General features: G+C 61.8%; 28 protein-coding genes. 9 read left to right on the top strand and 19 right to left on the bottom strand.

Features of this window, described 5'->3' with window-relative positions; genetic code table 11:
• Positions 1 to 6: 6 nt before the first annotated feature.
• Positions 7 to 222: a type II toxin-antitoxin system RelB family antitoxin gene (relB, locus tag HMPREF2656_RS12000; RefSeq protein WP_070816884.1), complete on the bottom strand. Its 216-nt coding sequence runs from the start codon at positions 220 to 222 to the stop codon at positions 7 to 9.
• Positions 223 to 321: 99 nt separating this feature from the next.
• Here relB and HMPREF2656_RS11995 point away from each other — a divergent pair, with 99 nt between their 5' ends.
• Positions 322 to 666 (top strand): VOC family protein, encoded by a 345-nt coding sequence (locus HMPREF2656_RS11995; RefSeq protein ID WP_083319541.1) that lies wholly within the window; start codon positions 322 to 324, stop codon positions 664 to 666.
• Between the two features lie 42 nt (positions 667 to 708).
• Here HMPREF2656_RS11995 and HMPREF2656_RS11990 read toward each other — a convergent pair whose 3' ends face one another.
• Positions 709 to 1,746: an FUSC family protein gene (locus tag HMPREF2656_RS11990; protein WP_070816883.1), complete on the bottom strand. Its 1,038-nt coding sequence runs from the start codon at positions 1,744 to 1,746 to the stop codon at positions 709 to 711.
• Positions 1,747 to 1,883: 137 nt separating this feature from the next.
• On the opposite strand from HMPREF2656_RS11990, the gene aac(3)-XI reads away from it, so the two are divergent.
• Complete coding sequence (gene aac(3)-XI, locus HMPREF2656_RS11985; protein WP_070816882.1) at positions 1,884 to 2,330, top strand: aminoglycoside N-acetyltransferase AAC(3)-XI; 447 nt, start codon at positions 1,884 to 1,886, stop codon at positions 2,328 to 2,330.
• Here aac(3)-XI and HMPREF2656_RS11980 read toward each other — a convergent pair.
• Together HMPREF2656_RS11980 and HMPREF2656_RS11975 are read right to left on the bottom strand one after the other, a co-directional pair.
• Positions 2,327 to 3,358 carry a sensor histidine kinase gene (locus HMPREF2656_RS11980; RefSeq protein WP_070816881.1) on the bottom strand — a complete coding sequence of 344 codons (1,032 nt, stop codon included), beginning with the start codon at positions 3,356 to 3,358 and terminating at the stop codon, positions 2,327 to 2,329. The two genes, aac(3)-XI and HMPREF2656_RS11980, sit on opposite strands and share 4 nt — an antisense overlap.
• A complete protein-coding gene (locus tag HMPREF2656_RS11975) occupies positions 3,355 to 4,023 on the bottom strand; it encodes a response regulator transcription factor (RefSeq protein ID WP_210400980.1) in 669 nt (222 codons plus the stop codon). Before HMPREF2656_RS11975 ends, HMPREF2656_RS11980 begins: the two co-directional genes overlap by 4 nt.
• Before the next feature lie 83 nt (positions 4,024 to 4,106).
• Here HMPREF2656_RS11975 and HMPREF2656_RS11970 point away from each other — a divergent pair, with 83 nt between their 5' ends.
• Together HMPREF2656_RS11970 and HMPREF2656_RS11965 are read left to right on the top strand one after the other, a co-directional pair.
• Complete coding sequence (locus tag HMPREF2656_RS11970; protein ID WP_070816879.1) at positions 4,107 to 4,946, top strand: DUF418 domain-containing protein; 840 nt, start codon at positions 4,107 to 4,109, stop codon at positions 4,944 to 4,946.
• On the top strand, positions 4,927 to 5,778 hold the full coding sequence (locus HMPREF2656_RS11965; protein WP_070816878.1) for a trypsin-like serine protease: 852 nt from the start codon (positions 4,927 to 4,929) through the stop codon (positions 5,776 to 5,778). Before HMPREF2656_RS11970 ends, HMPREF2656_RS11965 begins: the two co-directional genes overlap by 20 nt.
• A 52-nt stretch (positions 5,779 to 5,830) precedes the next feature.
• Here HMPREF2656_RS11965 and HMPREF2656_RS11960 read toward each other — a convergent pair whose 3' ends face one another.
• The 4 genes from HMPREF2656_RS11960 to HMPREF2656_RS11945 all read right to left on the bottom strand — a co-directional run bounded on the left by HMPREF2656_RS11960 (position 5,831) and on the right by HMPREF2656_RS11945 (position 9,644).
• On the bottom strand, positions 5,831 to 6,379 hold the full coding sequence (locus tag HMPREF2656_RS11960) for a DUF488 domain-containing protein (RefSeq protein WP_070816903.1): 549 nt from the start codon (positions 6,377 to 6,379) through the stop codon (positions 5,831 to 5,833).
• Positions 6,380 to 6,399: 20 nt separating this feature from the next.
• A complete protein-coding gene (locus HMPREF2656_RS11955) occupies positions 6,400 to 7,935 on the bottom strand; it encodes an HNH endonuclease signature motif containing protein (protein WP_070816877.1) in 1,536 nt (511 codons plus the stop codon).
• A gap of 82 nt (positions 7,936 to 8,017) precedes the next feature.
• Entirely contained in the window at positions 8,018 to 9,112 is a 1,095-nt protein-coding gene (locus tag HMPREF2656_RS11950; RefSeq protein WP_070816876.1) for a hypothetical protein, read from the bottom strand.
• 37 nt (positions 9,113 to 9,149) lie between these two features.
• Positions 9,150 to 9,644, bottom strand: coding sequence for a DUF1707 SHOCT-like domain-containing protein (locus HMPREF2656_RS11945; RefSeq protein WP_070816875.1), 495 nt, complete (start codon positions 9,642 to 9,644; stop codon positions 9,150 to 9,152).
• Positions 9,645 to 9,695: 51 nt separating this feature from the next.
• Between HMPREF2656_RS11945 and HMPREF2656_RS11940 the strand changes: the two genes are divergently transcribed.
• Positions 9,696 to 10,469: a MerR family transcriptional regulator gene (locus HMPREF2656_RS11940; RefSeq protein WP_070816874.1), complete on the top strand. Its 774-nt coding sequence runs from the start codon at positions 9,696 to 9,698 to the stop codon at positions 10,467 to 10,469.
• A 56-nt stretch (positions 10,470 to 10,525) separates the two neighbouring features.
• On the opposite strand, the gene HMPREF2656_RS11935 is transcribed toward HMPREF2656_RS11940, so the two are convergent.
• The 5 genes from HMPREF2656_RS11935 to HMPREF2656_RS11915 form a co-directional block, all read right to left on the bottom strand.
• Positions 10,526 to 11,278 carry an ABC transporter ATP-binding protein gene (locus tag HMPREF2656_RS11935; protein ID WP_070816873.1) on the bottom strand — a complete coding sequence of 251 codons (753 nt, stop codon included), beginning with the start codon at positions 11,276 to 11,278 and terminating at the stop codon, positions 10,526 to 10,528.
• 4 nt (positions 11,279 to 11,282) lie between these two features.
• Positions 11,283 to 12,338, bottom strand: a complete 1,056-nt coding sequence (locus HMPREF2656_RS11930; RefSeq protein ID WP_141761087.1) for a FecCD family ABC transporter permease — start codon at positions 12,336 to 12,338, stop codon at positions 11,283 to 11,285.
• Between the two features lie 26 nt (positions 12,339 to 12,364).
• Positions 12,365 to 13,576 (bottom strand): ABC transporter substrate-binding protein, encoded by a 1,212-nt coding sequence (locus HMPREF2656_RS11925; protein WP_070816871.1) that lies wholly within the window; start codon positions 13,574 to 13,576, stop codon positions 12,365 to 12,367.
• Between the two features lie 118 nt (positions 13,577 to 13,694).
• A complete protein-coding gene (locus HMPREF2656_RS11920) occupies positions 13,695 to 13,982 on the bottom strand; it encodes a hypothetical protein (RefSeq protein WP_070421635.1) in 288 nt (95 codons plus the stop codon).
• A complete protein-coding gene (locus HMPREF2656_RS11915) occupies positions 13,979 to 14,998 on the bottom strand; it encodes a hypothetical protein (protein ID WP_070816870.1) in 1,020 nt (339 codons plus the stop codon). The genes HMPREF2656_RS11920 and HMPREF2656_RS11915 overlap by 4 nt, the downstream gene beginning before the upstream one ends.
• A 38-nt stretch (positions 14,999 to 15,036) precedes the next feature.
• On the opposite strand from HMPREF2656_RS11915, the gene HMPREF2656_RS11910 reads away from it, so the two are divergent.
• A complete protein-coding gene (locus HMPREF2656_RS11910) occupies positions 15,037 to 15,528 on the top strand; it encodes a 2'-5' RNA ligase (RefSeq protein ID WP_070421633.1) in 492 nt (163 codons plus the stop codon).
• A 16-nt stretch (positions 15,529 to 15,544) separates the two neighbouring features.
• Here HMPREF2656_RS11910 and HMPREF2656_RS11905 read toward each other — a convergent pair whose 3' ends face one another.
• Positions 15,545 to 16,321, bottom strand: a complete 777-nt coding sequence (locus HMPREF2656_RS11905; RefSeq protein WP_070816869.1) for a spermidine synthase — start codon at positions 16,319 to 16,321, stop codon at positions 15,545 to 15,547.
• Between the two features lie 46 nt (positions 16,322 to 16,367).
• Here HMPREF2656_RS11905 and HMPREF2656_RS11900 point away from each other — a divergent pair, with 46 nt between their 5' ends.
• Entirely contained in the window at positions 16,368 to 16,883 is a 516-nt protein-coding gene (locus HMPREF2656_RS11900) for a pyridoxamine 5'-phosphate oxidase family protein (protein ID WP_070452676.1), read from the top strand.
• A 41-nt stretch (positions 16,884 to 16,924) separates the two neighbouring features.
• Here the strand turns inward: HMPREF2656_RS11900 and HMPREF2656_RS11895 are convergent, their stop codons facing one another.
• The 5 genes from HMPREF2656_RS11895 to HMPREF2656_RS11875 form a co-directional block, all read right to left on the bottom strand.
• Positions 16,925 to 18,409 carry a DHA2 family efflux MFS transporter permease subunit gene (locus HMPREF2656_RS11895; RefSeq protein WP_246825166.1) on the bottom strand — a complete coding sequence of 495 codons (1,485 nt, stop codon included), beginning with the start codon at positions 18,407 to 18,409 and terminating at the stop codon, positions 16,925 to 16,927.
• A gap of 33 nt (positions 18,410 to 18,442) precedes the next feature.
• Positions 18,443 to 19,945, bottom strand: a complete 1,503-nt coding sequence (locus HMPREF2656_RS11890) for a DUF4185 domain-containing protein (protein WP_070816867.1) — start codon at positions 19,943 to 19,945, stop codon at positions 18,443 to 18,445.
• Positions 19,946 to 20,072: 127 nt separating this feature from the next.
• On the bottom strand, positions 20,073 to 20,492 hold the full coding sequence (locus tag HMPREF2656_RS11885) for a cupin domain-containing protein (protein ID WP_070421628.1): 420 nt from the start codon (positions 20,490 to 20,492) through the stop codon (positions 20,073 to 20,075).
• A 53-nt stretch (positions 20,493 to 20,545) separates the two neighbouring features.
• Positions 20,546 to 21,622 (bottom strand): hypothetical protein, encoded by a 1,077-nt coding sequence (locus HMPREF2656_RS11880; RefSeq protein ID WP_070816866.1) that lies wholly within the window; start codon positions 21,620 to 21,622, stop codon positions 20,546 to 20,548.
• A gap of 20 nt (positions 21,623 to 21,642) precedes the next feature.
• Positions 21,643 to 22,602 carry a DUF808 domain-containing protein gene (locus HMPREF2656_RS11875; protein ID WP_070421626.1) on the bottom strand — a complete coding sequence of 320 codons (960 nt, stop codon included), beginning with the start codon at positions 22,600 to 22,602 and terminating at the stop codon, positions 21,643 to 21,645.
• A 216-nt stretch (positions 22,603 to 22,818) separates the two neighbouring features.
• Here HMPREF2656_RS11875 and HMPREF2656_RS11870 point away from each other — a divergent pair, with 216 nt between their 5' ends.
• On the top strand, positions 22,819 to 24,417 hold the full coding sequence (locus tag HMPREF2656_RS11870) for a peptide ABC transporter substrate-binding protein (protein ID WP_070816865.1): 1,599 nt from the start codon (positions 22,819 to 22,821) through the stop codon (positions 24,415 to 24,417).
• Between the two features lie 223 nt (positions 24,418 to 24,640).
• Positions 24,641 to 26,218: a peptide ABC transporter substrate-binding protein gene (locus HMPREF2656_RS11865; RefSeq protein ID WP_070421624.1), complete on the top strand. Its 1,578-nt coding sequence runs from the start codon at positions 24,641 to 24,643 to the stop codon at positions 26,216 to 26,218.
• The last annotated feature ends 83 nt before the right edge of the window (positions 26,219 to 26,301 follow it).

Genomic DNA, 26,301 nt, shown 5'->3' with positions numbered 1-26,301 from the left:
AAGTTGCTACTGATCGAGGTCGGCCAGAATTTCGTCGAGGCTGTAGCGCTCGCCGGTGTCGTGAGCGATGGCGTCGCGAAGCTCCTGTAAATCGTGCGCGTCCGAAATCTTCTCCAAGATCGCATCGCGGGCGAAGTCGGAAATAGTTACGCCCTCGAAGCGCGCGTACTTGCGCACTAGCTCGGCGTCATTGTCATCCATCCGGATTGTCATCGTTGCCATGGGTACCCCTTTCATCAAACTGAATACAGTGTATTCAGCGGGTGACTGGCGTGCAACGGTCAATCGAGGGCTCGACAACTTCCGCCCACACTGGCGCGCATGAAGACATCGCTTTACGTTTCGTTCCCCGGCAATGCCCGAGAGGCGATCGAGTTTTATCGCGGCGTGTTTGGCGGCGAGTTGAAGATCCTCACGTACGGCGAGCAGCTTGACCAAAGTGTGCAGTTCCCGTTCGATCCGCCTCGTGACGCGGTTGCGCACCGCGCTTTGACCGGACCGTTCACAATCAGTGGTGGTGACGACCTGCAAAATCAGAAAGGCACTCTCGACCGTGGCGTGTTTGGATTCACCGCCGACGTTGAGTCGGTGAAAGAAGGCGAGCGTCTCATCGAACGCCTCACCGCTGGCACCATGGGGTGCGCATTTCGGAATGCTCGAGGATAAATTCGAGCTCGCATGGAACATCAGCACCGGAGACGGCCCCCGCTAACTCACCTTCCGCGGAAGCACCACGGCGGGGTACTTGCGCACGTATCCCACCGCGATGATCGCCAAAGCGGCCACGGCGCCGAGCATGGTTTCTGCGGTGCGGGCGAGCAGCATTGGGACGACTGGGGCGGCGTCGACAACTTGCACCATCAAAAGCGCGGTCGGCGTAATGAAGCTGGCAGCGATGGTGTAGTTGCGGGTCACGTACATCTCGGTCAGGTACTGCAGTACGACGATCCAGACCACAATCTGCCAGCCCTGCGGATGGTGCGACAGGAGGAAGCCGGTCACAGCGATGCCGGTCAGGGTGCCAAGGACACGCTCGATGGCACGGAAGTACTGCACCTTAAACCGGGAGTTCACCAAGGGAGCGGCGGCAGCGACCATGGCCCAGTAGGAGTGGGAGAGGGGGTCGACAAGCGTCACTGAGATCAGTCCCAAGGTGCCGGCGAGCAGCGGGGCGAAGAAGAACCGGTTGGCCTCGACCGCAAGGCGGCGGCGCGGCACCCGGCCTGCGTCGGGGGATCGGGTGGGGATTTCGCTTTCCTTCGCGTCGCCACCCGGCCCTTCGCCGATGAGGTGAGAGAACAAACCTAAAACAAGGCACACCAGGGCCGCGCCGCCTGCGATGGCGAAGGCGAGCAACGGATGCACCGGGTTGCTCAATGAACCGACGGCGGCGACAGCAAAGATGACGAACACGGAGCCGGTCGGTTTCATATCGGTGGCCAAGGCGATCGTCGCCCATACTGATGAAGCGATGGAGGTGACAATCAGCAGGATCCAGGGGCTGACATCAAACCACGCGATGGTGGCGCCGAGGGTGACCATCAAGGTCAGTGCGGTGCCGGCAAGCATGTGGTGCTTCAGACGAACCTCGCGGGTGGCGTGGCGGCCATACACGCCGGTAAAAGCGCCGAAGTTCGCGTAGATGGCAAGGTCGAGCCGCCCGAGCGCCAGCAGGGTAAACATGGGGATGGCCACGCCGAGCGCGGTGCGGAAGGCGGGGATATGGTCGCGTCGTGCAGGTCCCATCGTGAATAGTGGGCTGAAATGACGCAACCGGGGCCTCCTCAATATCGAACTTGTTCATGCTGCCCTGCTAAGGCACTCGAAATACTCTAATGGTCACTTCAAAATGTTTCAGAAGAGGGCCGTTAAGGTGTGCGCGTATGACTACAACCAACGAGATCAGGGTCGCGGAGGTAGCGGACGCGGGGGTCGTCGCAAAGCTATTGCGCGATTTCAACACAGAGTTTGATACCCCGGTTCCCGAAGGCCTTGAGGAGCGGTTTGCTCAGATCATCGCGCGCGACGACGCCTTCGTTCTCCTCGCTGGCGATATTGGTTTCGCCTACGTCACCCTGCGCCCGAGCCCGTATTACGACGGGCCGGTGGCGATGCTCGACGAGCTCTACGTCGCACCTGCCCACCGCAATCGCGGGGTCGGCACGGCGCTGCTGCAGCGGGTCTTCGAGGAGATCCGCAAGCACAGCGCCGGCGAATTACAAATCAACGTCGACGAGGTAGACACCGATGCGCGCCGCTTTTACGAACGCCACGGCCTGACCAACATCGAGCAAGGCTCCCGCATGCTGCTCTACATCCGGGAGCTTTAGGCCGGAAGCGATAGCTTTGCGACGAGCCCACCACCGTCACGCGGCACAAGCACCAGGGATCCGCCATGGGCGTTCGCGATCGCATCGACGAGTGCCAACCCGAGCCCGTGGCCGGCACCTGCGGTGCGCTCGGCGCGCGCGAATGGTTCGGTCCAGGTTGCAACCTCGGCCGCGGAGTAGGTCTCGCCGCCGGATTCCACGGTGACCTCAGCGAAGTTGCCCACCTTGCGCAGGGTGAGCGCGGGGTTGTTGCCGTGGGTAAGCGCGTTGCGCAGCAAGTTGTCCACGGCCTGGCGGGTCAGGGTGGGGGAGGCGTCCACGGTCACGGCCACGGTGTCGGCGGGAACATCGCGGTCCGCGCACACTTCGCGGCACAGTTCTGCCAGGTCGAGGCGTTGCCGGTCGCGCACGTCCACGTTGGCCAGTTGCAGCAAGGCGGCAACGGTGTCGGCGCTGCGGGCGTTGACCTCGCGCACGCGGGTCAGCGTGGGGCGCAGTCCGGCGTCGTCGCCGGTGAGTGCCACGTCCGCCATGGTCTGGATGGTCGCGATCGGGGTCTTCAACTCATGGGACGCATTAGAGGCGAACCGGCGCTGGCGCTCCACCGCGCCTGCCAACTCGTCGAGCATGACGTTGAGCGCGTCGGCGAGTTCACCGACCTCGTCATCAGGACCATGGTGGGTGATGCGGGCTGAGAGGTCGCCGCGGGTGACAGTGGCGGCGTCGTCGGCAATGTCGCGAAGCGGCTTGATCACCAAGCCCGCCACGAACCAGCCGATCACGCCCGCAAGCAGGGTCAACAGGGCAAGCACCGACAGCGAGGCAATCAGGACGCGGCGCAAGATCTCGCTGGTGATCGGCACCGCGCCGTCGATGACGATGCCGTCGTCCGCGCCTGGGAACGACGCCATCACCGGCACTGGGGTGAGCTTCAGGTAGGCATACACCAGCCCGATCAGCGCCAACCCCATCCCAAGCACCGTGGCCACGAACATCACCGTGATGCGGGCCCGCAAACTCAGCCTCATCGTTCCTCCTCCGCCACGTAGTAGCCGGCGCCGGCCACGGTGTGCACGATGCGCGGCTCGCCTAGCTTCTTGCGCAGGTGCGACACCGTCACGCGCGGGGAGTTGGTGAACGGGTCCGCGTTTTCGTCCCACGCCTCCGCGAGCAGGTCCTCGGCAGAGATCACCCCGCCGTCGGCCTCCATGAGCACCTCGAGCACCGCGAACTCCTTCGGGCTCAGCGGCACAGTCTCGCCACCACGGGTGACCTCGCGCCGAAAGGTGTCTAGGCGCACATCCCCGCACCGATACACCTCGCCGCGCGCCGGGGCGTTGCGCTTCGCCAACGCATTAACCCGCGCGATCAGCTCCGGGACCTCGAACGGCTTGGGCAGATAGTCGTCCGCGCCGAGCCCGAAGCCTTCCAGCCTGTCGTCCAGGGACCCGGATGCGGTCAGCATGATCACCCGGGTCGCGGGATGCGTATCGACGACCCACCTGCACACCTCATCACCATGCAACCCCGGCAGGTCGCGGTCGAGGACGACGACGTCGGGGCGGGTGTCGTCGATACGCGAACGCGCCTCTACACCGTCATACACGGCGGTGGCCTGCATGTTCGCGTTGTTGAGCGCGGTGGCGATGGCGTCGGCGAGATAAGTTTCGTCGTCGACCACAAGTACCCGAATTGTCATGGTCCCGATCGTATCGGCGGGGGTGTTGCGTCCACGTTAACGTCACCGCAACATCTGGCTGCGTAACTTTCGCAGCCATGCAGACCCGAAACGTAGGAATCGACGCCGCCCGCGCGGTGGCACTCGTCGCCATGATGGTCGCGCACCTCACCGTCCAAGACGGCATCACCGCACAGGTGCTGTTCGGCTTCCCGGCCGCGCTGTTCGCCTTCATCGCCGGTGTCTCAATGGGGTACATGCGCGCCCAGCCCGCCGAGTTCATCGTGCGCGGCATCCTTCTGATCGCCCTGCACTTCGCGCTCGCCCCATCTTCGGGGTCGATCGTGGTGGTGCTCGGCACCATCGGGGTCTGCATGGCGCTGCTCGCCTGGGCGCCACGCTGGGACACACCACTGTTGCTGTGGCTCGCGTGCGCCCTCGCCTTCGGATCGGCGGTGCTCGCGCCGTCGTCCTGGCCGTACCCGCCCATGATGTGGGCCACGCTCATGATCGCCGGCATCCTGTTCAAACGCCACATGCCGTTGTGGCCCGGCCTCGTGGTCGGCGGGGCGCTGTTTGCCCTGGATGTGGCGCTGCGCTGGACCACACCGTTGCCACCGCTTCTCGACGCCACCGGCCACACCGGAGGACTCATGGACGTTGTGGGCAGCGTGGGGGCGTCGATAAGCATCTGCTCCCTGTGCTGCCTGGCGCAACGGTGGCTCGGATGGCTCGCGCCGCTGGGGCGGATGCCGCTGACCCTGTACTGCATCCACGTGCTCACCGCCGAATGGCTCAACGTCTGGGTGAGCGTGGGCGGCGCCATCGTGATCGCCTACGTATGGCTCGCGGTATTTCCGCGCGGGCCGCTTGAAACTGTAATTCGCCGCATCACCGCGGTAGTGAAGGAGAACAATCGTGAAAAAGTACGCAGCTAGCCTCGCCGTCGCAGGCGCCCTCGTCGCCCAACCCGCATGGGCGATGGAAAGCACCACCTTCGCCGGCGACACCGACGAAGCTAAGCCCGTAGTCTCCGTGCGTGTCGACGACTCCGACCCCGACGACGGCGTCTGCACCGGCACCGCCATCGACCCCCACTGGGTAATCACCGCCCGCCACTGCGTCGAGGCTGCCGCCAAGCCGGGCGGATCGGTGCGCACCGGCCAGGGCGACGACCAGCGCGTTTACAAGGTCGACCGCCACGAGATCGCCCCGCGCGGCGACATCGCCCTGCTCCACACCGAAGAGGAAATGCAGCTAGACAAGTTCGCCGAGGTTGCCGACGAGGTCCCCGCCGGCGCAGTCAACATCTACGGCTGGTCCTCCGACGGCTCGGGCGGCTCCACAAAGCTGCCCTCCGCCGAGGCCGAGGTGCGTGGTGATTCCCCGCTCGCCCTTTTCGACGCCCCAACTGCCCTCGAGGTCGCCCTCAAGAACGGCGCCCGCATCCAGCCGGGCGACTCCGGCGGCGCCATCTTCGCCGACGGCAAGGTCGCTGGCGTCATGTCGGCCGGTCTGTTTGAGGATCCCGAGAACCCGACCGAGGAGGAAATGACCTCCAACGCCGCCGTCGCGGTGGCGCCGGTCGCGGAGCAAGCCGAGTGGATCCGTGGCGTTGTTGGTGGTGAGGCGGCAGATTCTTCCGCGACCGCCTCTCCGGAATCGCAGGCTGAGCCATCGGCGTCCTGGCGTAACGTTGCCATCGGCCTGGGCATTTTGGCCCTCGTGGTTGCTGGCTTCCTGGTGCTGCTGCGCCGCCGTTCTAACTAATCGCACCCGCTAGCCACTCTCGCTAGAGCACAGGGTTAAAACTCGAGGTGTGCTACTCGGTTTCTTTCGCCGGGTAGCGCACCTTTTTGTCGTCGCCGACGGTGGCGCCGTCGTTGAGCTTTGCGGGGGTCAGGGTGGGGCCGTGCTGGGTCATGCCCATGATGTGCTGCACGTCGTCGCCGTGGGCGAGGAGGTGGTCGGCGATGATGCGGCGATGGCAGCGCCACCACACTGCTTCCGAGCACATGATCGCCGTTGGGGTTTCCGCGGCCTGGTCTCTGAGTTCTGCGAGGGCTTGCACGAACTCGCTACCAAGCGCGTGGTCCGCGTAATTGTGGAAGCTGCGGTTGCGCCAGTTTCCGTTGACCTCAAAGGGGATGGTCTTGGAGACGTTGCGCCGCCCGGTAAGGCCTTCGCTTCGGGAGTAGGCGATGCCGTGCTCGGGTAGGTGTGTGGCGAGGTGGTCGTCGTTGAACCAGGGGTACTTCCTGGAGCCGGGGAGTTTGCGCACGTCCACAATGGCGCGCACGCCGGAAGCCTCGAGCATGCCAGTGAACTGGTCAAACTCGAGGTTGGAATGGCCGACGGTGAAAATACGCATGCCTTCGAGGGTAGGCACCGTTAGGCACCTTTGGGCATCGGTGGGCTACCAGGTGGGGGGCCCGGTGGGTAAAAGGCAGGGTCGAGTGTCCCGGTCCGGGCGCAGTCGCATCTTCCTTTGGCTGCGTAAATTCTGCTGACTGCGGAGTGTTTCGCGGGTACTGATTGGTTGTATTTCAGCGGGTCAAAGGGGTGTTTTCGGTACCCGGCTTTGCCTGTTTGGGGGTCGTAATCCATGTACCCCTTGTTCAAGGAGCCGTCTCTATTGTCGTTGTTGCACCTGTGGTGTTCGCGACACAGGCCGGTGAGGTTCTCGATGTCGGTGTTGCCGCCCTTGATCCACGCGAGGATGTGGTGGGCTTCGCACTCCGTCATTGGGGTGGTGCAGCCGAGCCAGGAGCACACGCCTTGGATGGCGAACATTGCGATGCGCTGTTCGACCGAGGCGAGTCGTGTGGTCCGGCCCATCCACAGCGGCACTGAGGTGACGCCGTCGACTTGGAGGAGGAAGTCGGTGGTTCCGTCCATGCCGAGGCGGATGAGGTCGAAGCAGTCGACTTCGATGCCGGTGTTGGTGTCGTAGAGCATGGAGGCGTCGCCGTCGGCAAGGTCGTCGAGCGTCATCGAGATCACTACCGAAGCCGCCCCGCCGTTCTTCTTCTGGCAGTCCTGTTCGTACTGCTGGAAGATAGCGAAGAACTGGTCGAAGCGCCGCTGTTGTGGGGTGCGGGAATCGACCTCGTTGTGTTGGTCGGCGGGCAGGTTGGAGTTCGGCGCGAGACCTTTGTCCGCGTGCGCCTTGATCAACGCGGCGGCGCCGGCGGTGGCGTTGATGAGGATGTCCACGGTGCCATCTGCTTTACGACGACCAAACGACAAACCTCGGTTTTCATACCCCGCATTCGGGTTCGAGTGGGGAGCGTGCTTCCGGTTCGCTTCGGCCACGGCGCGGCGGACGAACTGGCGGAGGTCTTCCGGGCTGCGCAGGAGCGCTTCGGCCATGGCGTCGGCGTAGATGCGGGTGCGCTCGCCGGCGGCGGCCTTGAGAAGTTTGTCCAGTTCGCGCCGGATGATGTCTTGCTTTTCGGCGCTGACTTGGGAGGAGTTCTTGCGGGCGTCGTCTTGCTGCTGCTTCTGACGGTCCTGTTCCCGCTGCTGCTCTTGCTCCTGCTGCTCCTGACGGTCCTCGTCCGCAGCACCAAAAAGGTCGTCATCCTGTTCTTCCTCAACAGGGGGAGCAGCAGGCTCCGGCGGTGGGCCAAACAGCAAACGACCGCGCTCGAGGCGGTTGTAGGCTTCGCCCTTCGACAGGTCGAGGTATTGCTGGAGGTACGCGTTGGGGTAGTTGGCGCCGACGATGCGGCCGGCGTCGTCGCGTTCGGCAATAAAAGCGAACGCGGCGTCGATGGTTGCCTTCTTCTTAAATTGTTCTTCCAGGCGTTCCATGTCGCGGCGGATGTCGTCAAACACGAGGGTGGAGGGGTCGTCGAAAAGCGTGCTCAATGTGCGAAGCGCAGCGGAAATATCGTTGACGCATTGGGTGATTTCGCTGGTCATGGCCCCTCCTTTCGTGAGTTGCCATAAACCTATCAACCCCTCAAGACATCACCCCGCCATGTTCGAACATAGATTCGAACGTTTAAAGAATCTCCACCTTCTCGTAGCGCCCAACGCGAAGCGCGCCCATCGGCATTCCGGCGTCGGTCTGGAAGTGCATGTACTGAGGCGCAACCGTCAGCCGCACGCGTTGTCCAACGACCTTCTCCCACTCCAGGTTTTGGAGGTACTGGTGGCCACGGGCGCCGGTCTCCCGACGCCCCAGGCTCACGGAATCCGTGGACTTTGTGTACACGGATCCGGCGTGCTGGTAATCCGTGAATTCCTGAGGCGAATCCAGCTCAAGCAGGAAGTATTCGCTCGAGGGGTCCTCGCCGTTTGGCATGCCTTCGGGTTGCAGCTCGGTACCAGTTTTCTTCACCACAGTGCCCTCGATAACAACGTCCTCGCCACCGACGCGCTCGACAGTGCTTTCCTCCAGGTGGACGGTGAGTTCGCCGGCGTCAAGGGGCGCGCGATCCTCCGGAGTCATCCAGTCAATGACCAGGTGTAGCGGAGACGAATTCATAGCGCTGAAACCAGAGGATTCCTGCGATGCAACCAACGAGGACCCCTCCAGATCCACCCAGGTACTTTGACCCTCGCCCGTGCCCGAAGAATGCGTGGTCTGGTACAGGCCACGCCCAAGCTGGGAAGCAAAGAGACCAGCCCGGAAGCCGCCGGCGCCAGCAGCGCCATAAACGAGTGATTGATCAGCAACTTCCAGCGACCCACCGTCCGTGGTGAACACCAAGACACTGGCATAACGGTCCGAGTGCATGTTGTCGCCCCACTGGCTGAGCAGCAGCTCCGGGTTTCCGCCACCGTTGGCTTCAACGAGCGCATAGTTGTAATTACCGTTCAGCGTGAAGTCTAATTCGCCATCCGTGGCCAGCGGAACATCGAAATTTTGCTCGCCTGGCGCGTCAAGGACTTTCGCGTACAGTTCGCGCCAATTGCTTGTCGACGACCCCTTCTCACCATCCGGGCCATCCTCCCCTTCAATCTCCGAGCCATCGGGGTTGACCCACTTCACAGAGGTGACCACCACGGTCTCTCTTGAATCCCCGCCCGCGCAGGCGGAGACGAACGCAACGGAACTGGCAGCAACAAGCGCGAGGGCGCGACGCAACATCATGCGCCAACTCTAACCGCCGTGCACAGGAAATATCCGGCTATTTCCCAAGTTCTTTGCGGCGCTCGTACGCGAGCTTGAGGCGCTTCGCGCGTTCCTTCTTGTCCTTTTGTAGCAGCTCTTCGAGGACTTCATCCTCCTCTTCGGAGATGTTGAATACGGGGAACCAGGTGATCATCAGAACGCCCGTTATTGGCCAGACCGCCCAGGCGTAATCCAGGTCGAAGCCGAGTTGGAGGATGAAGTATGTGAGGGCGCCGAGGACACCGGTTGCGACCATGGCGGCATCCATCTTCTTTTTCGCTGCGAGTTTTTGTTCCAGTTCGATTTCAGAAGCGGACGGTTTTGCGGGGGTTGCGGGTTGGTCGGGGAGGTCGTCGAAAAGCGTGGCTAACTCGCCACGTGTGCGCGCTACTGCAGCCTGCCCTGTGCGTTCTTCGAACTCGCTCACGTCGAGGTAGCCGTCGGCGAACAGCGTGCCTAGGCGGTCGAGTGCTTCCGAGCGCTCAGCGTCGCCTACGCGAATCTCGTCCATGTTTGCCTCCAATTTGTGCTTGCCCCTGCGGCAACCTGTTCAATCACATGCATGACAGAGGATAACGAGTACACGATCGGCGAAGCAGCACAGGCGCTTGGTGTATCCACGAAAGCCCTACGCCACTGGGAAACCCTCGGGCTCATCGAACCGGAGCGCACGTGGGCGGACCACCGCATCTACACCGACGCGGACCTCGAGCGAGGTGCAGCTATCGCACTCTACCGCGGCGTGGGCGTGCCACTCGCGGAGATTGCATCGCTTCTCAGCGCCTCCCCGCACACCCTCGCAAACGCCCTCAAACACCACAAACAGGCACTTGCTTCTCGACGAGACGCCCTCGAGGAACAACTCGCCTCTGTCGAACAACTCATCAACGAATCAACACAAGGAGCGATCAACATGGACGCAATGAAGAAGTACCTCGGCGAGAACATGCCCGCCTACCAGGAGGAAGCACAGCAGCGCTGGGGCGATACGCCCGAGTGGGCGCAGTCCCAGGAGAAGCTGGCGCAGATGGGGGACGGCGACTTCAAGCGCCTCCAGGAAGAGCAGGACGCGCTGGCTAAGGACCTAGTCGCGGCCCGCGATGCCGGCGTCGCACCTGGTTCCGAGGAGGCCGAGGCGTTGGTGGAGCGCCACCGCGCGAGCATCGGCCAGTGGTACGACGTCACCCCGGCGCGCCAGCTCATCCTGGCCCGCATGTACGTCGGCGACGACCGCTTCCACGCCGCCTACGATGGCGCGCAGGATTACCTGCTCGAACTGATCACCGCGCACGCCAAGAACGCAGGCGTGGATGTGGACAACCCGCAGTGGGGGTAATCCGTATCTTCAACTCCCATGATTGCCCCGGACCTGCCCTGGATCTGTGCTGGCACCTACACCGGGCAAATGACAGGAACGTTGCCGTCGTGGAGAACTTTGGCGCGGATGCCGTAGACCTGCTCCAACAGTTCGGGTGTGAATGCATCGTTGGGGGAGTCGTGGGTGATCGTCTTGCCGCCTTTCATAACGAGTAGCTCGTCGCAGTAGCGGGCAGCGAGGTTGAGGTCATGGATGGCGACGATTGCCAGCTTGTCGGTGCCTGCGATGACCTCTCGGACCAGCTGGAGGACGTCGACTTGGTGGCGGAGGTCGAGGGCGGAGGTGGGCTCGTCGAGAAGCAAGATGCGAGGCTCGCGTACCAACATCTGTGCGATGCCGACGAGTTGTCGCTGGCCGCCTGACATGGCGGACATCATGCGGTCTGCAAGCGCTGTGATTCCGAGCCGGCTCATGATGCGTGCTGTGGCTTCGACGGGATTTTCGGTGGAGCCACCGCCGCGCCGGGCTGCGATCACGATGGACTCGAACGCGGTGAGCGAGGCTCCAGTGAGCAGATCCTGTGGTACATAACCGACGACGTGAGGGCGGTTAGCGTCGGAGACAGTCGCACCGTCGAGAGTGATTGTGCAGGTGCCGGACGTTGGCGTTTTAATGCCTGCCAGGGTCTTGATCAGCGTTGATTTTCCTGCGGCGTTTGGGCCGAGCAGGCCGATCACATTGCCTTCCTTTAGCGGGCCGAATGACATGGAATCGAGGATGATGTTGCGGCCGTATTTCACTGTCAGGTCATCTACTTGGACTGTCATGGTTTCAGCCTTTCCGCCTGTTGCGGGTGAAAATGAGGAAGATGAAAAACGGCACGCCGACGAGTGCGGTGATGATGCCGATCGGGATCGCCACGCCCGGGATGATGGAAAGGGATACGGCATAGGCGACGCTGAGTAGCATTGCCCCGGCTGCAGCGGAGGCGGGGAGGAAGAACTTTTGGTCTTCGCCGACCAGCATCCTGGCCACGTGCGGGCCGACGAGCCCGATAAAACCGATGATGCCGGTGAACGCCACCGAGGCTGCTGCGAGCACTGAAGCGACGAGCAGGGTGGTGACGCGGAGGCGGGCGACATTGATGCCGAGGGCGGCGGCTCGGTCGTCGCCAAGTCGAAGCGCTGTAAGGCGCCATGAATTGGCAACGCAAAATGGGATGGCGGCCGCAATAACCACGGCAAGGATGGACGTGGTGGTCCAGTTCGCGCGTTGCAGCGAGCCCATTGTCCAGAACACAATCTGTTGGAGCGCTTCGGTGTTTGCGCCGTATTGCAACAGCGAAAGTAGCGCCTGGAAGAGGAATGATAGGGCGATGCCGAGCAGGATCATCGATTCGGCGTTCGCACCTTTCCACACTGCGGCCGCAGCAACGATGGCGACTGCGACAAGTGCTGATAACGCCGCGGTGAACGCCAAGTTGAGTTGCGCGTTCGGCAACACCACCCAACCGATGACGATGGACATTGCCGCGCCGAAGGCTGCCGCTGCGGAGATACCGAGGGTGAACGGTTCCGCTAGCGGGTTGTCCAGGATTGTCTGCATCTGCGCGCCTGCGAGTGACAGTGCTACCCCGACGAGAACCGCCATGATTGCAGCGGGAAGGCGTAGGGTGCGGATGACGGTGCGCGTTTGTTCGTCGACAAGTTCGGGGCGAAAAACCGCATTCCATACTTGGCCGAGCGAAATATTTAATGGGCCGACGATGACTGCGACGAGGAAGCTCACAACCGCGGCGAGGGTGAGCCCCGCAATCGCGATTGCTTTGCGACGACCCCGTTGCCGGTACGTCGCAATCGCCTCCATTGCTTCTGTCTCGTCATGCATGTCTGGAGGTGTTACCGCTGTAGCCATTAGGAGTTAGCGTCCGACGCGTTGACGAAGAAGGTGCCGCTGTAGTCGTACGGCAGCCATTCGTCGTGGAACTCTTCGAACTCTTTTGCCGGATCGAGGTCCTTGAACTCCTCGGGGTGCAGCCACTTCGCAATCGCTTCGAGGGCGAACACGTTGAACGGGTTGTCGTAGAACTGGTGGTAGATGGCGTAATAGTTGCCGTTCTTCGGGGCGTCGAGCAGCTCGATGCCGGGGATCTCCAACGGGCCAGAGCAGGTCTTAATTGCTGTGTTGGCGTCGGCCTGGTAGCCGAGTTCGACATGTTGGAACTGCTCGGTCTTGTTCGGGTCGCGGGCCCACTCACCCCCAGTGACGATGAGCTTCTCGGGGTTGATCTCTACTAGCTTCTCTGCGGTGAGCTTTGGCGAGTCAACGCTGATGACTTCTGGGCCGAGGTTATGCCCGCCTGCAGCGGTGACCAGAGTGCCCAGGTGGACATCACCTGCGACGTTGCAGCAGTCGGTGAACCCGGCTGCAGTCCACACCAAGGTGTCGGGGCGGTCCTTGATGGTTGCGACACGGTCCGTCACAGTGCGGACCTTAGTGTCGTAGAAGTCGTTGAACTTCGCTGCCCGATCTTCTTTGTCCAGCAGGGCGCCGAGCAGGGACATGGAAACGGTAGTATTTTCCAGTGGCTTTTGGCGGAAGTCGATGAAGGCGTACGTGATGCCGGCGGCGTCCATGTCCGCCAGGAAGCCGCTTTCTTCGGTGGCCTTCTTCTGGTCGAGCGTCATGATGACTACGTCCGGATCCTGAGCGAGCAGGTTTTCCACCGTGACGTCACCCTTTTGAATCGAGCCGATCATGGGCATGTCGATGGCTTCCGGGAACTGCTGGAAAAGCTTCTCGCGGAATGCGGGTGCGGCTTTAAACAGGTCTTGGCCGTAGGCGACGATGTTGTCGAATGGGTCATCTTGCAGAGCAGAGGTAGCAAAGACCGCGCGTCCTTCGGCGAGGACGATGCGGTCGGGGTGCTCGTCGAATTCGAGAGTGCGTCCCGCAGCGTCTGTGACGTGGACGCTACCGTCCGCCTTACGTGTCGAGGACGCCGTGGCGGATGTCGCCGACGTTGCGGTGGTGTCTTGTGGTTGGGTCTCGCCGGAGCATGCGACGAGGCCGAGAACTGTTGCAGCGGAGACAATGGCTACCCCTGCGCGCTGGATGAGCTTCAACCCAGTACCTTTCTAAACATTGATTAGGCTTACCTTACAAGCCTCGGAGGTAAGGTAAGGCACGCCTGGCTTGGCGTCAAGTGTCTGGGGGTGAGTTAGGGGGACGCTGGGGAATCGCCTAGAGCGCCCCGTGCTCCAACACGAGGTCGGCGAAGTCCAGGTCGCCGTCGGGCATAGCGACCTCGGCCACGTACAGCAGGCTGAGTGCATAGTGGCGTGGGCAGAACAGCAGCGTTTCACCCGCGTGCGCTGAGCCATGTTCGGGGCAGGGATAGGACACGAAGTACTGTGCGGTGTCGCCACACGGCGCGTTGGTCCAGTTGCAGCCCTTGTGGGACCAGCCGTCGTCGGTGTCCATCGGTGGCAGCGAATCGACGGTGTCGGTGGTAAAGCGTGTGCTCATCATTTACCCCCAATGGCTTCGAGTGCGGTCGCGATTGCGGCGTCGATTTCGGCGTCGGTGTGCGGGATGGAGTCGTCGGCAAGGTGGCCCCACCTGCGCTGGAATCGCTCCTGGAGTTCGTGGTGTTTGGCGTACGGCCCCTGGTGCTTATTTTCGACGACCACACTTCCGCCATTGTTATCCACCGTGATGTACAGCAGTGTGGCGGCGGGCGAGACCTTGAACATGAAGTTCAGGTCGGGAAAGCACAGCGCCCACCAGTTGTATTCGGGCGACGGCTCAAAGGTGACGTACTCCGGCAGGTCAGAGATCCGGTATGCGGTCGCGGCACCGCACTGGGTTGGTTGAGTGCTTGCGGCGGCGTCCATGTACTGGGCGTAGACGTAGGAGGCGTAGCCCATGTCCTGCAGGATCTCGTACCACTGGTTCGGTTCGATAGAGGTGGTGTAGGGGCCGGGTGAGTACGCGTCGGGATGGCCGGTGTCGGCAATCAGGCTGGCATCCCCAAGCCCGGTTTGTGTCGCGTTGCCTGGCCAGGACAGCTCGCGCACCTCGACTCGCACTGGGCTTGAGGACAGGACACGGTTGAGGTAATCCTCGCAGGCCTTCGGGTCGGCGAAAGCTTCCAGGCGTACTGGGGTGTACGAGACCTCGACGACGTTGTGCTCGGCGCGCTCGAGTTCGGATTCCAGATCGTCGCCGTGCCAGCGCGGGTCCTGCCGGTCGGCCTCGCGCCCGCAGCCGTCGAGGTAGACGATGGCGTCGTACCACTCCAGAAGCGTCACTGGGCGCTGCGGCAGCTCGGGGATATCGGCCGTGACCACACCGTTGATGGTCACGGACTCCACGGTGTCGTCCTCGCCGAGGCGCAAGCCGTACACGGCGTCGCCGCCGGTGTAGGTGCGGGCGTGGATCTGCCAGGTGTCGTCGATAAGCGAAAAGTCCCCCGGTGAAACCTTGGATAAATACGACGGAACGTAATCGGGTGCGGCGGCCAGCGCGCGCTCGAAAGGATTCATGCAGCCACAATACGCATGTAAATAGGTACGCTACTGGCGTGTCACCCGAGAATATTTTGTTGCGCATCCCGGAGGAGGAAGAACGCGCAGTTCGGCAGATCTACGCGGAGCTCGCGGAGCGGGGCTTCCCGCAGCAGCACCAACGGCCGCACATCTCGGTTACCTTCGCACCGACAATGCACCGCAACGCTATCGGGGAGGCGGCAGTCATCCTGCCGCCAGAATTGCCAGCTGCTTTACGACGAACCGGGGTCGTCGTCTTCGGCACCAAATCCAAACAAACCGTGGCCTGGCTGCTTGAAGCCCCCGAATCCCTCGACACGGCAGCCCAGCGCGTCAGCGCCGCCAACCCGGACGGTCGCGGCGCTCGCTGGATCCCGCACCTGACCATGGGACTGCGTATTCCCAAGGCCATGGTGCCGGACTACATCGCAGCGTTAGCCGAGGTCACATCCCCGCACTTCAAAGAACTCACCGCGGAATACGCCGCGCTCTACCAGCCGTCGCTGGGCACTGAGTTACGGCTCTGAAGTCCCTTGCGGTGGGTTAGTCGTGGTGGGACGGGGTGTCGTCGATAAGCAACTGCCCCTGCTTCGACGGCACATCAGCACAGCACCGCAACGGCTGATCAGACGCCGCGACCACCACGTTGCCGTACGCGCCGCCGGCGAGCACCGGCGCACTTGCCGCGACCATGGTGTGGCGAAACACCTCGCTCAAACCCGCTAATTCCGCACGCGTGCGTGCAAGACCAGCGGCATCTCCAATGTTCGCCACAAACAACCCACCTGGACACAACGCTCGATGTACTGCCCGATAAAACTCCACCGTGGTTAGTGGGCGGGGCGTGTCCGGGCCAGCGAACACATCGCGCACAATCACATCCACCGAACCTTCCAGCAACGCATGCGTAAACGCGCGCGCCTCCGCCACCTTGATCGCCACCGGCGGATCAAACGCATCGCGCACCAACCGCGCCAACTGACCATCCAGCTCCACCGCAACGTTGCTGCTCGGCCACCGATGCTGCACATAACTCGGCAACGCACACCCCGCAGCACCCAGATGCACCGCAGCAAACGGCGCGAGGGGCCGGTCCTCCACAAACCCCTGGATAAACCCCGCGATCCACCGCATGTAGTCGTACTCCAACACCTCGGGCGCGCCGGGCACCACATACGACGACGGGACGTTATTCACCTCTAACGTGTAGCCGCCGTCGCGGTCCGGATCCGCGATGATGGCCGCGTGGCCTGAAGCAATGGGGTAGGTGCCCGTGATGCGTCGCTTTGGCGCACGAGGTTTACGCCGTGGGGAGTTCATAAGGGAAATACCAGCACAGGGTCGGACCAGTTGTTACGATCGCTGCATGATCTACTTGTCGCAGGATTATATCGGTGAGCTACCCAAGCAACATATCTCGCTGGGAAAGTTTGATCCCGACAATATTCCTGCCGACCCGAACGAACTGTTTGCCACGTGGTTTAAAGAAGCCGTGGAGAACGAAGTCGGCGACCCTACTGCGGTCACCGTGGCCACGGTGGACGACAACGGTCAGCCCGATGCGCGAGTCGTCGACCTTCTGTACCTCAACTCCGACGGCTTCCACTTCGGAACCGCGACAGGAACGGCCAAGGTGGACCAGCTTGAGAAGAGCTGGGCCGCTGCGCTGAATTTCTGGTGGCAGCCCATGCGCCGGGCAGTGCGCATCCGTGGCGCTGCGTCGCGCGTTGTCGATGGTGACCGCTTCAACCTCTGGCGGGTGGAGCCGAACCACTTCGAATTTTTCAACCTTTGGGACGACCGCTCGAACTCGGATCGCGTGGCCTACGTGCTCAATGACCACGGTGACTGGGACCGCGTTCGCATCATGCCGCGCCCTTAAGCGCACCAACCTAGGCGCTGTTCCGCTACGGTCCTACCTCTCTAGGCGCTGCCCCAGGACTTGGTTTTTGCAAAGAAGCAGGCAGTCAGAGCGCCGGCGGCGATAACGAGGCACGGCAACCAAATCGACGTTGCCATCGCAGCCGCAAACGGCTCGTGCAAAAACTCCGGCAGGGGGCCGGAAACCTGCGTTGGCGATGCAGTTGGCGATGCTGGCGGTGTCTCCGCAGCGCCGCCGTTCGCACCCGCGTGTATACCCAACCGCGAATCGAGCTGCGCGGACATCATCGCGGCAATTGCTGCTGATCCGATCACTGCACCAATTTGGCGGGTGGTGTTGTACACACTTGAACCGGCACCCGCCAACTTTGGGTCCAGGTTGCGGGTGGCAATCATGGAAAGTGGCCCCCACATCATCGAGTTGGCTACGCCGTACACCACCGAAATGGCATACATCCAGTTCGGGTCAACCCCAGGTGTTGTGATCAGTGCGGTTGCGCCGATGCTTAGCGCCGCCAGCGTCATTCCCGCTATGGCGAACGGCTTCGGGTCGTGCGTGTTAGTGAGTCTGCCGATGTACGGCGACAACACCCCGGAGACCAAGCCAGACGGCAAGATCAGCAATGCGGCGTGGGTGGGGGAGAGCTCGCCGACGGTTTGGATGTAGATCATCCACGGAATGACATAAGTGGATACCGCGAAGCCGACGGTGGAGATGGTGAAGGCGGCGAGGGAGAAGTTGCGGTCGTCGAAAAGTGCAAGCGGCACCAATGCGTTCGTGGATTGGCGTGACTGCCAGCGGAAGAAGAACACCATCGCAACAACGCCAACGACGAGCAGGGTCCACACGCGCCAGTCCCAGCCGAAGTGCTGGGCTTCCTGCACGCCGAAGACGAGGCAGAACATGCCAAGCGCGCTGAGCACCACCCCGGGCCAGTCGAAGTGGCGGTTATTCTGCTCCAGCTTCGGCACAAATATCCAGGCCAGGATGAGGCCGATGATGCCGATTGGGACGTTGACGTAGAAGATCCAGGGCCACCCGGCGGCGTCGACAAGCACACCGCCCAGCAGAGGTCCGGTCACCGTGGCAAGGCCGGCAGTCGCACCCCACACACCCATGGCGCCGCCGCGTTCCTTCGGTGCAAACGTGCGGATCATCACCGACATCGTCTGCGGCGTTACCAGCGCGCCACCCAAACCTTGGAAGGCCCGGGCGGCGATGAGCGCAGCCGAACTTCCCGCCAAGCCACACGCCAGCGAAGAAACAGTAAAGATTGTCAGGCCGATCAGATAGATCGTGCGCGGCCCGAAGCGGTCCCCGAGACGCCCCGTGATCAGCAGCGGCACCGCGTAGGCGAGCAGGTAAGCACTGTTGACCCACAACACCTCGTTATATGACGCCTCCAACCCGTCAGAGATCGCCGGGATGGCTACGGAGACGATGGTGGAATCCACCAAAATCATGAAAAAGCCCAGCATCATGCTCCAAAGAGCAGGCCACGGCGAGCGCTTTACAGGGACAGTCACTGCCGAGATGATACTGGGCTTTCCCAGGGGTGGCTAGAGGCCGAGCATCTGTCGAATCTGAGGCGGAAGCATATCGACGACCTGCTGCGGGATCTGGTCCTTCACATACGGGAACACCAGCATGCCAGTCGCGCCAAGTGCGGCGACGACGCCCAACACGATGCCTGTGGTGCGCAGCGCGTCGTTGTCCTCGGAGGACAGGAGCGTCTCCGGCTTGCTCTGGACCAGGTTTTCCTCGGATTGCATGTCCGGAGTGTCGGTGGCGGCGTGCTCTTCGACCTCCAGGACCTTGTCGTCCTCGATAGCCTCATCCATGTTGATGCCGAAGAAGGTGTCCAGGCCCTTCACGTTGAACTGGGTGGACATGTAGCGGTCGTTCGTGCCGGTGTTCCACTGGGAGACGACGATGTCCATGTTGTCAATCGTGGACCCAGGCACGATGTAGCCGCCGTAAGGCTGCGACCAGTTCTTGGGATTTTGCGGCCTGAGCCAGGAGCCGTGCTTGGCAATCGTCGCCACGGGCACGTTGTCCCAGTTTTGCTCAAGCGTGTCGGAGATGCGTACCTCGATGGCCAGCTTCTCCTCGTTGAACATCACGAGCACCCAGTGACCGTTGATGTAGCGCAGGTTCATCTCGCCGGCCTTGACACCGTCCGACAGAATTGGGGCAGCGACGTTGCTCCACTTCTTGTCGGCGTCGGGTTCGGAGTAGTCGTAGAGCTCCCACTTGCTGCGATCCGCAATGTCCTGCGGCTTAAAGCGCGAAAGGAAAACCTTTTCCTTGCGGGTGAAGGCACTCGACATCACGTACACGTAGCCGTCCGGGCCCTTCTCCCAGGTGATCAGGTCGCCGAGGCCTCCCGGAATGTAATTCGTTGGGGTTTTGGAAATCGACTTCCAGGTCTGGCCGTTGTCGGTGGACTTCCAGATCTCCGTGTAGAGCACGTTACCGATGCCCTTGTTCCACATGCCCTGCATGTACAAGGTGCCGTCGAGGTTGATCACATCCGACGGGATAAGCGTCAGGTTGTCGGTGTGGTGGTACGACACCAGGCTTTCCACTCGGCGTCCGTTGTTCAGGGGGCGGACGATTTCAATAAAACCGTCGTCGTTCATCTTCGCCACAACACCAACCGGGCTCAACCATTCGTTCTTGGGGCCCTTGATGGATTCGCGGAAGGAGTCGCCGAAGATCATGGCAAACTCCTTGCTGTTGTTCAGCGGCGCCATCGCACCCAGGTCGCCGTCCTTAAACCCGACGTGCTTCGAATACTTGCCCAGCACATCGTCCATCACCTGCACGATTGTGCCGTCGGGCATGGTCACAGGGGCGGACGCGCGCTTCTCAGGTGGTTTCGGGAAGGTGTAGGACTCGTTCGACGGCGATGAGGGGCGCGACGAGCCGGACGAACCAGACGAGCTAGAAGAGCTCAGGCTGGACTGGGCGTGCGCGGGGGCGCATACGGAACCGGCGAGAAGCAAGCTGCCTGCGGTGGTTGCACACAGCAAAGCGTTGCGACGAGAGGGGAAACGCATGGGAGGGCCTTCTTAAACAAAGATGTCGAATTGCGTGTGAATAAGCCCTTAGAATGTAGCAGACGAAAACGGCCCCGGCAGGTGCTCGGGGCCGTGACGTTATTGCTGTACGTTGCCTGTGTTTGGATTAGACAGCGTCGTGTTCATCCGGGTCGTTATCGGCGTCCGCCTTGGTTTCGTGGCGGGTGCCCGGCTTGTGCTCCGGCGGTGCGTAAATGGAGTACAGCTTTGCCGGCTTGTCGGACTCGTTGACAAAGTTGTGCCACTTGCCGCCCGGGACGAATGCTGCCCAATCATCCTTGATCACTTCGTCGACTTCGAGGTCGTCCTCGGATGCGCCGATCATTGCGCGCAGCTCGCCTTCTTCGAGGCGCAGGAACTGGTCATGACCGTCGTGGATCTCAGCGCCGATCTCGCCGCCCGGCGGGATGGTCATGACGGTCAGCTGCAGGAACTTGCCGGTCCACAGGGTGTCGCGGAACGCCTCGTTATCAAGCGTCGCCTTTTCAATGTCAACGACGTACGGATTCGGTCCATGGTCAGCCATGATCGCTCCTTAAACTTCGGGTTCGTTACGGTTCCCACCATAGGAGCTTTTGCTTATCGACGATGCCTTCCGCCACGACGACGCTTCCGGTTCCGCCTCCTGAGCTGGACCTTCTCCACCTCGGTGAGGTAGCCCTCTGGGCGGTCGTTCTGCGCAACTCGTGTTGCGTCCGGGCGCTTCGCAGGCGCTGCAGGCGCTGCGGGCTTGTCGGGTGTTTCGGTCTCGTCGAGACGCGCGAACATCTCCGTCGGTGCGTCGAGCTCGTCTGGGCGGCCTTTGCCCTCAAGCGAGACATAGCGTGCGGTGTGCTTCGGGTGCACCGTGTCTTGGGGGTCGATCGCTGCGTCGCGCTCCACGGTGATGGCCCAGCTGCCGTCTGGAAAGTCGATCACTTGCCAGGGCGTGATCTGGCGTGCCGGCGCCGCCGATAGCGGCGGGACGGTGTCGGTGCCTTCGTCCGGGCTTGCGGCATCCAGCGCCGCCATGCCGTCGAGCAGGATCGCGCGTGCCCAAAGGTTGCCGTGCTCGTAGGAGCGAACCCATTCGACGACCTCGGGCTCCGCAAGCGAGCCGAGCACCTTGCCATCCAGGGTCGCGACGGCGGTGTCGCCGAGCGCTTGCAATCCGACGAACCATTGGCCAGGGGAGCGGTGTGCTAGATCTGCCGCGTTAAATTCCCCTTCGGTGGTGTCGATGACCAACATGTCGCCGGCACGCAGGACAGTGGCGGTCTCAGGTGCGTTGTTGCGCGGAACCGCCAACTGGGGCTCGGGCAGCAACAAGTTGACCTCGAATTGGCCGATGTCGCGTTCCAACTTCACTGCCGCCAGGGCGACGGGTTTCAGGATTGAGGAGTGGACGCGCTCCACCTCGTCGAAAAGCGAACGCCACTGTGGCGAAACTTCCCCGAGCACTGGTCCAGCCAGCATGCTGTTTTGCGATGCTGCATTGTGTAGCCGCAAACGCCACGACGCGTTGAGGGGGTTCGCCTCAAGCACGACGGGCACGTAGGAGGTGCCCCGCTTACCAGCGAAATCCGAGAACAACGCCGCTTGGGAGACGTGATCTACAGGGATTTCAACGGCCGCACCCCATGTGGATGGAGCCAGTGGGTAAAGCTTTTGTGCCATGGGCGCATTGTAGGCGCAGCCTACGCAGCGTCCGTCGGGGCAGTCTCTTGGGAGCGCTCGGATGCGTCACCACCGCGCAGTTTGCCCACAGCAGTGACGATGCCGACGATGATGAAGCCGACGATCAGGCCAACGACGAGCGAGACGCCGGTGTCCACGAACCAGCCAAGCACACCGCCACCGACGAGTTCCTGACCCTTTTCGATGATGTGGTGTGGCCAGTCAATGCCGAAGACCTCGTCGAGGCCACGAACAATGAGGTGACCGCCGACCCAGAGCATCGCAACAGTGCCGATAACGCCGATGGTGCTAAGCACGTACGGCATGCCTTTCACCAGTGCGTGACCGGTTTTCGGTGCGTTGCCGCGCTTGATCATGCCGTGGCCGATGTCATCGATCTTCACTAGTAGCGCCACAGCGCCGTAGACGGCAAACGTGATGAAAATGCCAACCGCGAGCAGTACTGCGGCCTCCATCCAAATTGACTGGTCCTTGACCTCGTCCAACGCGATGATCATGATCTCCGCAGAAAGGATCAAGTCCGTGCGGATCGCGCTGTTGACCAGGGAATCCTCGTCCTGCTCTGTTCTATTGACCGCTTGTTCTTGCTGCTCCTCGGCGTCGGAGGAAAGCTTATGGGCGATCTTCTCCGCGCCCTCAAAGCACAGGTATGCGCCGCCAAGCATGAGGATCGGGACCAATGCCCACGGTGCAATCGCGTTGAGCAGCAGCGCGATCGGCAGAATAAACAGCAGCTTGTTGCGCAGGGATCCTTTGGTGATGCGCCAGATCATCGGAAGCTCACGCGCCGGAGTAACACCGGAGACGTATTGCGGGGTGACCGCGGCATCGTCGATTACAACCCCGGCTGCTTTCGTGGATGTTTTTGCGGTCAAGGTGGCGACATCGTCGACGCTTGCCGCGGCTTGTCGTGCGATCAGTGCGACATCGTCGAGAAGTGCGAGGAGGCCACCGGCCATGAGGGTCCTTTCATACAGGTGCAACTGCTTTGCGACGCAAACGCCACGGGCCTCGAGTGTATTGCACGTACCTCCTGACACACGATGCTCACAGCGTTTCAAAAGATATTTGTGAAACTCCCCACGGGCGACCGTCAAGTGTGGTGAAATACATGGACATCCAAATTGTGAGCCACAGGACATTCCTTGGCTCCATACTTGGTCGAAGGAGAACACATGCAACTGAAGAAGACAGCGGCGATTCTTGGCGCCGGTGCCCTGACGTTCGGTCTGGTCGCCTGCGGTGACTCAAACGATTCTGCAGATGGTGGCGCTGAAGGCACCACCAGCGGTGGCGACAACTACGTTCTTGTCAACGGCTCGGAGCCGCAGAACCCCCTCGTACCGGGCAACATCAACGAGACCGGTGGCGGCCGCATCATCGACCAGATCTTCGCAGGCCTGGTCTATTACGACGGCGACGGCGAAGTGCAAAACGATATCGCCGAGTCCATCGAGCCGGAAGGCGACGCAGGCTACCGCGTCACCCTGAAGGACGCGAAGTGGTCCGACGGATCCCCAGTCACGGCCAAGGACTTCGTCGACGCATGGAACTACACGGTAGAAAATTCGCTGCTCGGCGCGTACCACCTCGAGCCGATCAAGGGCTTCGAGGAGGGCAAGAAGCTCGAAGGCCTCGAAGTTGTCGACGACAAGACCTTCACTATCGAGCTGGCCCAGCCGGAGTCTGACTTCCCGAGCCGCCTTGGCTACACGGCGTTCTTCCCGATGCACCCGTCCGCATACGACGACATCGAGGCGTACGGTGAGAAGCCGATCTCCAATGGCCCGTACACGCTGTCCGAGTGGAACCACAACCAGAACGCAGTTGTTGTCCCGAACGCTGCGTACGACGGCCCGCGCAAGGCCCAGAACGACGGCCTGGACTACGTCTTCTACGCGCAGCAGGACGCCGCCTACGCCGACCTGCTCTCCGGCAACCTGGACGTCCTCGACGCCATCCCGGACTCTGCATTCGCCACCTTCGAAGACGAGCTCGGCGACCGTGCAGTGAACCAGCCGGCAGCGATCTTCCAGTCCATGACGATCGGTGAGAAGGCCGACCACTTCAGCGGTGAGGAGGGTGCGCTTCGTCGTCAAGCAATCTCGCGTGCGATCAACCGCGAGGAGATCACGGCAACGATTTTCGACGGCACCCGCACCCCGGCCACGGACTTCACCTCCCCGGTGCTGCCGGGCCACTCCGACAGCCTCAACGGTGTTGAGGTACTGAAGTACGACCCGGAGGAGGCGAAGCGTCTGTGGGCTGAAGCCGACGCAATCGCACCGTTCACCGGCGAGTTCACCATCTCCTACAACGCTGACGGTGGCCACCAGGCATGGGTCGATGCTGTTGCGAACTCCATCCGCAACACCCTCGGCATCGAGGCAGTGGGCAACGCGTACCCGGACTTCAAGTCCCTGCGCGATGACGTGAACAACCGCACCATCGAAGGCGCATTCCGTACCGGCTGGCAGGCAGACTACCCGCTGCTGAGCAACTTCCTTGGCCCGTTGTACGGCACCGGCGCAGGCTCGAACGACGGCGACTACTCCAACGCTGAGTTCGACGACCTGCTGAAGAAGGCCAACGGTGCAGCAGACCAGGAAGCAGCCGTGAAGGACCTCAACGCGGCGCAGGAGATCCTGCTGAAGGATCTGCCAGCAATCCCGCTGTGGTACTCGAACCTGACCGGTGGCTACTCCGAGGACGTTGACAACGTTGTCTTCGGCTGGAACCAGGTGCCGCTCTACTACCAGATCACCAAGAAGTAACACCCCGCTGTTGGCGAATTAGATTCGCAACAACGACAACGACCGCGCCGTCCACATCCCCCCTGGGTTGTGGCGGCGCGGTTTCTATTTTTCGGTCCGTTGGACCGCACGCGCGGGGCGGCCGGATTATGGGAGGTTACGTTTATTGTGGTGGACTCCTTAGAGCACGCTGAGTGTTTGACAGCACAACATGCGAAAACATGAAAAGACACAAGGAGTCAAGGTGCATATCAAGAAAGCAGTTGCCGCCCTCGGCGCCGGCGCACTGGCGCTCGGCCTTGCCGCATGTGGTGGCTCCGCCGACAATTCTGCCGACGGAGCTGGAAACTACGTTCTGACCAACGGTTCCGAGCCACAGCGTCCGTTGCTGCCCGCAGATACGAATGAGACTGGCGGCGGCCGCATCGTCGATGTCCTGTACGCAGGTTTGACCTACTACGACAAGGACGGCGAAAGCCACAACGAGCTCGCAGAGTCCATCGATCTCGAGGGTGAGAAGACCTATCGTGTCACGCTGAAGGACACGAAGTGGGCCGATGGTACCCCGGTGACGGCGAAGGACTTCGTCGACGCGTGGAACTACGCAGTCGAGAACTCCCAGATGAACGCGTACTTCTTCGAGCCGATCAAGGGCTACGAGGACGGAAAGCCGCTCGAGGGCCTGGAGGTTATCGACGACAAGACCTTCACCATCGAGCTCGAGCAGCCGGAGGCTGACTTCCCGCAGCGCCTCGGCTACACGGCATTCTCGCCGCTTCACCCGTCTGCGTTCGACGACATGGAAGCGTACGGCGAAAACCCGATCTCGAACGGCCCTTACAAGCTGCTGGAGTGGAACCACAACCAGGACGCCATCGTGGTGCCGAACGAGGAGTACCAGGGTGATCGCAAGGCGCAGAACGACGGCGTGAACTTCATCTTCTACGCCCAGCAGGACGCGGCCTATGCCGACCTGCTCTCCGGAAACCTCGACGTGCTCGATGCTGTGCCGGATTCTGCACTGGCCAACTTCGAAGACGAGCTTGGCGAGCGCGCTGTGAACCAGCCAGCAGCCGCATTCCAGTCGATCACCATCAACGAGAACGAAGAGCACTTCGGCGGCGAGGAAGGCAAGCTTCGTCGCCAGGCAATCTCTAAGGCGATCGACCGCGACCAGATCACCAAGACCATTTTCGACGGCACCCGCACCCCGGCGACCGACTTTGCCGCACCGGTGATCCCGGGCCACTCCGACAACCTTGAGGGCGTCGACGTGCTCAAGTACGACCCGGAGGAGGCAAAGCGCCTGTGGGAGGAAGCCGACAAGATCAACCCGTACACCGGTGACCTGGAGATCTCCTACAACTCCGATGGTGGCCACCAGGCATGGGTCGATGCTGTTGCGAACTCCATCCGCAACGCCATCGGCATCGAGGCAGTGGGCAACGCCTACCCGGACTTCAAGTCCATGCTCGACGATATGGACAACGACGCCGTCAAGGGCGCATTCCGTACCGGCTGGAGCGCTGACTACCCGTCGCTGGGTAACTTCCTGATCCCGCTGTACGGCACGGGCGCTTCCTCGAACTATGCGCGTTACTCCAACCCGGCAGTCGACGCACTGCTGGAAGAAGCAGCAACCGCAGCTTCTCCGGAAGCTGCTGCTGAAAAGTACAACGAGGTGCAGAAGGTTCTGTTTGAGGATCTGCCAGCGATCCCGCTGTGGTACTCCAACGTTGCAGGTGGCTACTCCGAAAACGTAGAGAACGTCGCGTTCTCCTGGCGCTCACTTCCGGTGCTGCATCAGATCACCAAAAACTAGGTGGTAACCTAAGCAACCACGCAAAGTGGCCCGTTCGCATTTTGCGGCGGGTCATTACTCGTTTCACACTCAAAATTGGTTTT

This window comes from Corynebacterium sp. HMSC034B08 (assembly GCF_001835805.1).
Classification (GTDB): Bacteria; Actinomycetota; Actinomycetes; order Mycobacteriales; family Mycobacteriaceae; genus Corynebacterium; species Corynebacterium coyleae.
Note: the sequence above shows the minus strand (reverse complement) of the source record. Positions and strands in the feature narration are given on the sequence as shown.

Bases quoted from the DNA above. Each gene is read 5' to 3' on its own strand.
- HMPREF2656_RS11990 (WP_070816883.1), bottom strand. From the start codon at position 1,746: ATGGGACCTGCACGACGCGACCATATCCCCGCCTTCCGCACCGCGCTC.
- HMPREF2656_RS11945 (WP_070816875.1), bottom strand. From the start codon at position 9,644: ATGGACGAGATTCGCGTAGGCGACGCTGAGCGCTCGGAAGCACTCGAC.
- HMPREF2656_RS11955 (WP_070816877.1), bottom strand. From the start codon at position 7,935: ATGACCAGCGAAATCACCCAATGCGTCAACGATATTTCCGCTGCGCTT.
- HMPREF2656_RS11880 (WP_070816866.1), bottom strand. From the start codon at position 21,622: ATGGCACAAAAGCTTTACCCACTGGCTCCATCCACATGGGGTGCGGCC.
- HMPREF2656_RS11870 (WP_070816865.1), top strand. From the start codon at position 22,819: ATGCAACTGAAGAAGACAGCGGCGATTCTTGGCGCCGGTGCCCTGACG.
- HMPREF2656_RS11995 (WP_083319541.1), top strand. From the start codon at position 322: ATGAAGACATCGCTTTACGTTTCGTTCCCCGGCAATGCCCGAGAGGCG.
- HMPREF2656_RS11980 (WP_070816881.1), bottom strand. From the start codon at position 3,358: ATGAGGCTGAGTTTGCGGGCCCGCATCACGGTGATGTTCGTGGCCACG.
- HMPREF2656_RS11950 (WP_070816876.1), bottom strand. From the start codon at position 9,112: ATGATGTTGCGTCGCGCCCTCGCGCTTGTTGCTGCCAGTTCCGTTGCG.
- relB (WP_070816884.1), bottom strand. From the start codon at position 222: ATGGCAACGATGACAATCCGGATGGATGACAATGACGCCGAGCTAGTG.
- HMPREF2656_RS11930 (WP_141761087.1), bottom strand. From the start codon at position 12,338: ATGCATGACGAGACAGAAGCAATGGAGGCGATTGCGACGTACCGGCAA.
- HMPREF2656_RS11920 (WP_070421635.1), bottom strand. From the start codon at position 13,982: ATGATGAGCACACGCTTTACCACCGACACCGTCGATTCGCTGCCACCG.
- HMPREF2656_RS11970 (WP_070816879.1), top strand. From the start codon at position 4,107: ATGCAGACCCGAAACGTAGGAATCGACGCCGCCCGCGCGGTGGCACTC.
- HMPREF2656_RS11960 (WP_070816903.1), bottom strand. From the start codon at position 6,379: ATGCGTATTTTCACCGTCGGCCATTCCAACCTCGAGTTTGACCAGTTC.
- HMPREF2656_RS11900 (WP_070452676.1), top strand. From the start codon at position 16,368: ATGATCTACTTGTCGCAGGATTATATCGGTGAGCTACCCAAGCAACAT.
- HMPREF2656_RS11940 (WP_070816874.1), top strand. From the start codon at position 9,696: ATGACAGAGGATAACGAGTACACGATCGGCGAAGCAGCACAGGCGCTT.
- HMPREF2656_RS11935 (WP_070816873.1), bottom strand. From the start codon at position 11,278: ATGACAGTCCAAGTAGATGACCTGACAGTGAAATACGGCCGCAACATC.
- HMPREF2656_RS11890 (WP_070816867.1), bottom strand. From the start codon at position 19,945: ATGCGTTTCCCCTCTCGTCGCAACGCTTTGCTGTGTGCAACCACCGCA.
- HMPREF2656_RS11885 (WP_070421628.1), bottom strand. From the start codon at position 20,492: ATGGCTGACCATGGACCGAATCCGTACGTCGTTGACATTGAAAAGGCG.
- HMPREF2656_RS11915 (WP_070816870.1), bottom strand. From the start codon at position 14,998: ATGAATCCTTTCGAGCGCGCGCTGGCCGCCGCACCCGATTACGTTCCG.
- HMPREF2656_RS11875 (WP_070421626.1), bottom strand. From the start codon at position 22,602: ATGGCCGGTGGCCTCCTCGCACTTCTCGACGATGTCGCACTGATCGCA.
- HMPREF2656_RS11905 (WP_070816869.1), bottom strand. From the start codon at position 16,321: ATGAACTCCCCACGGCGTAAACCTCGTGCGCCAAAGCGACGCATCACG.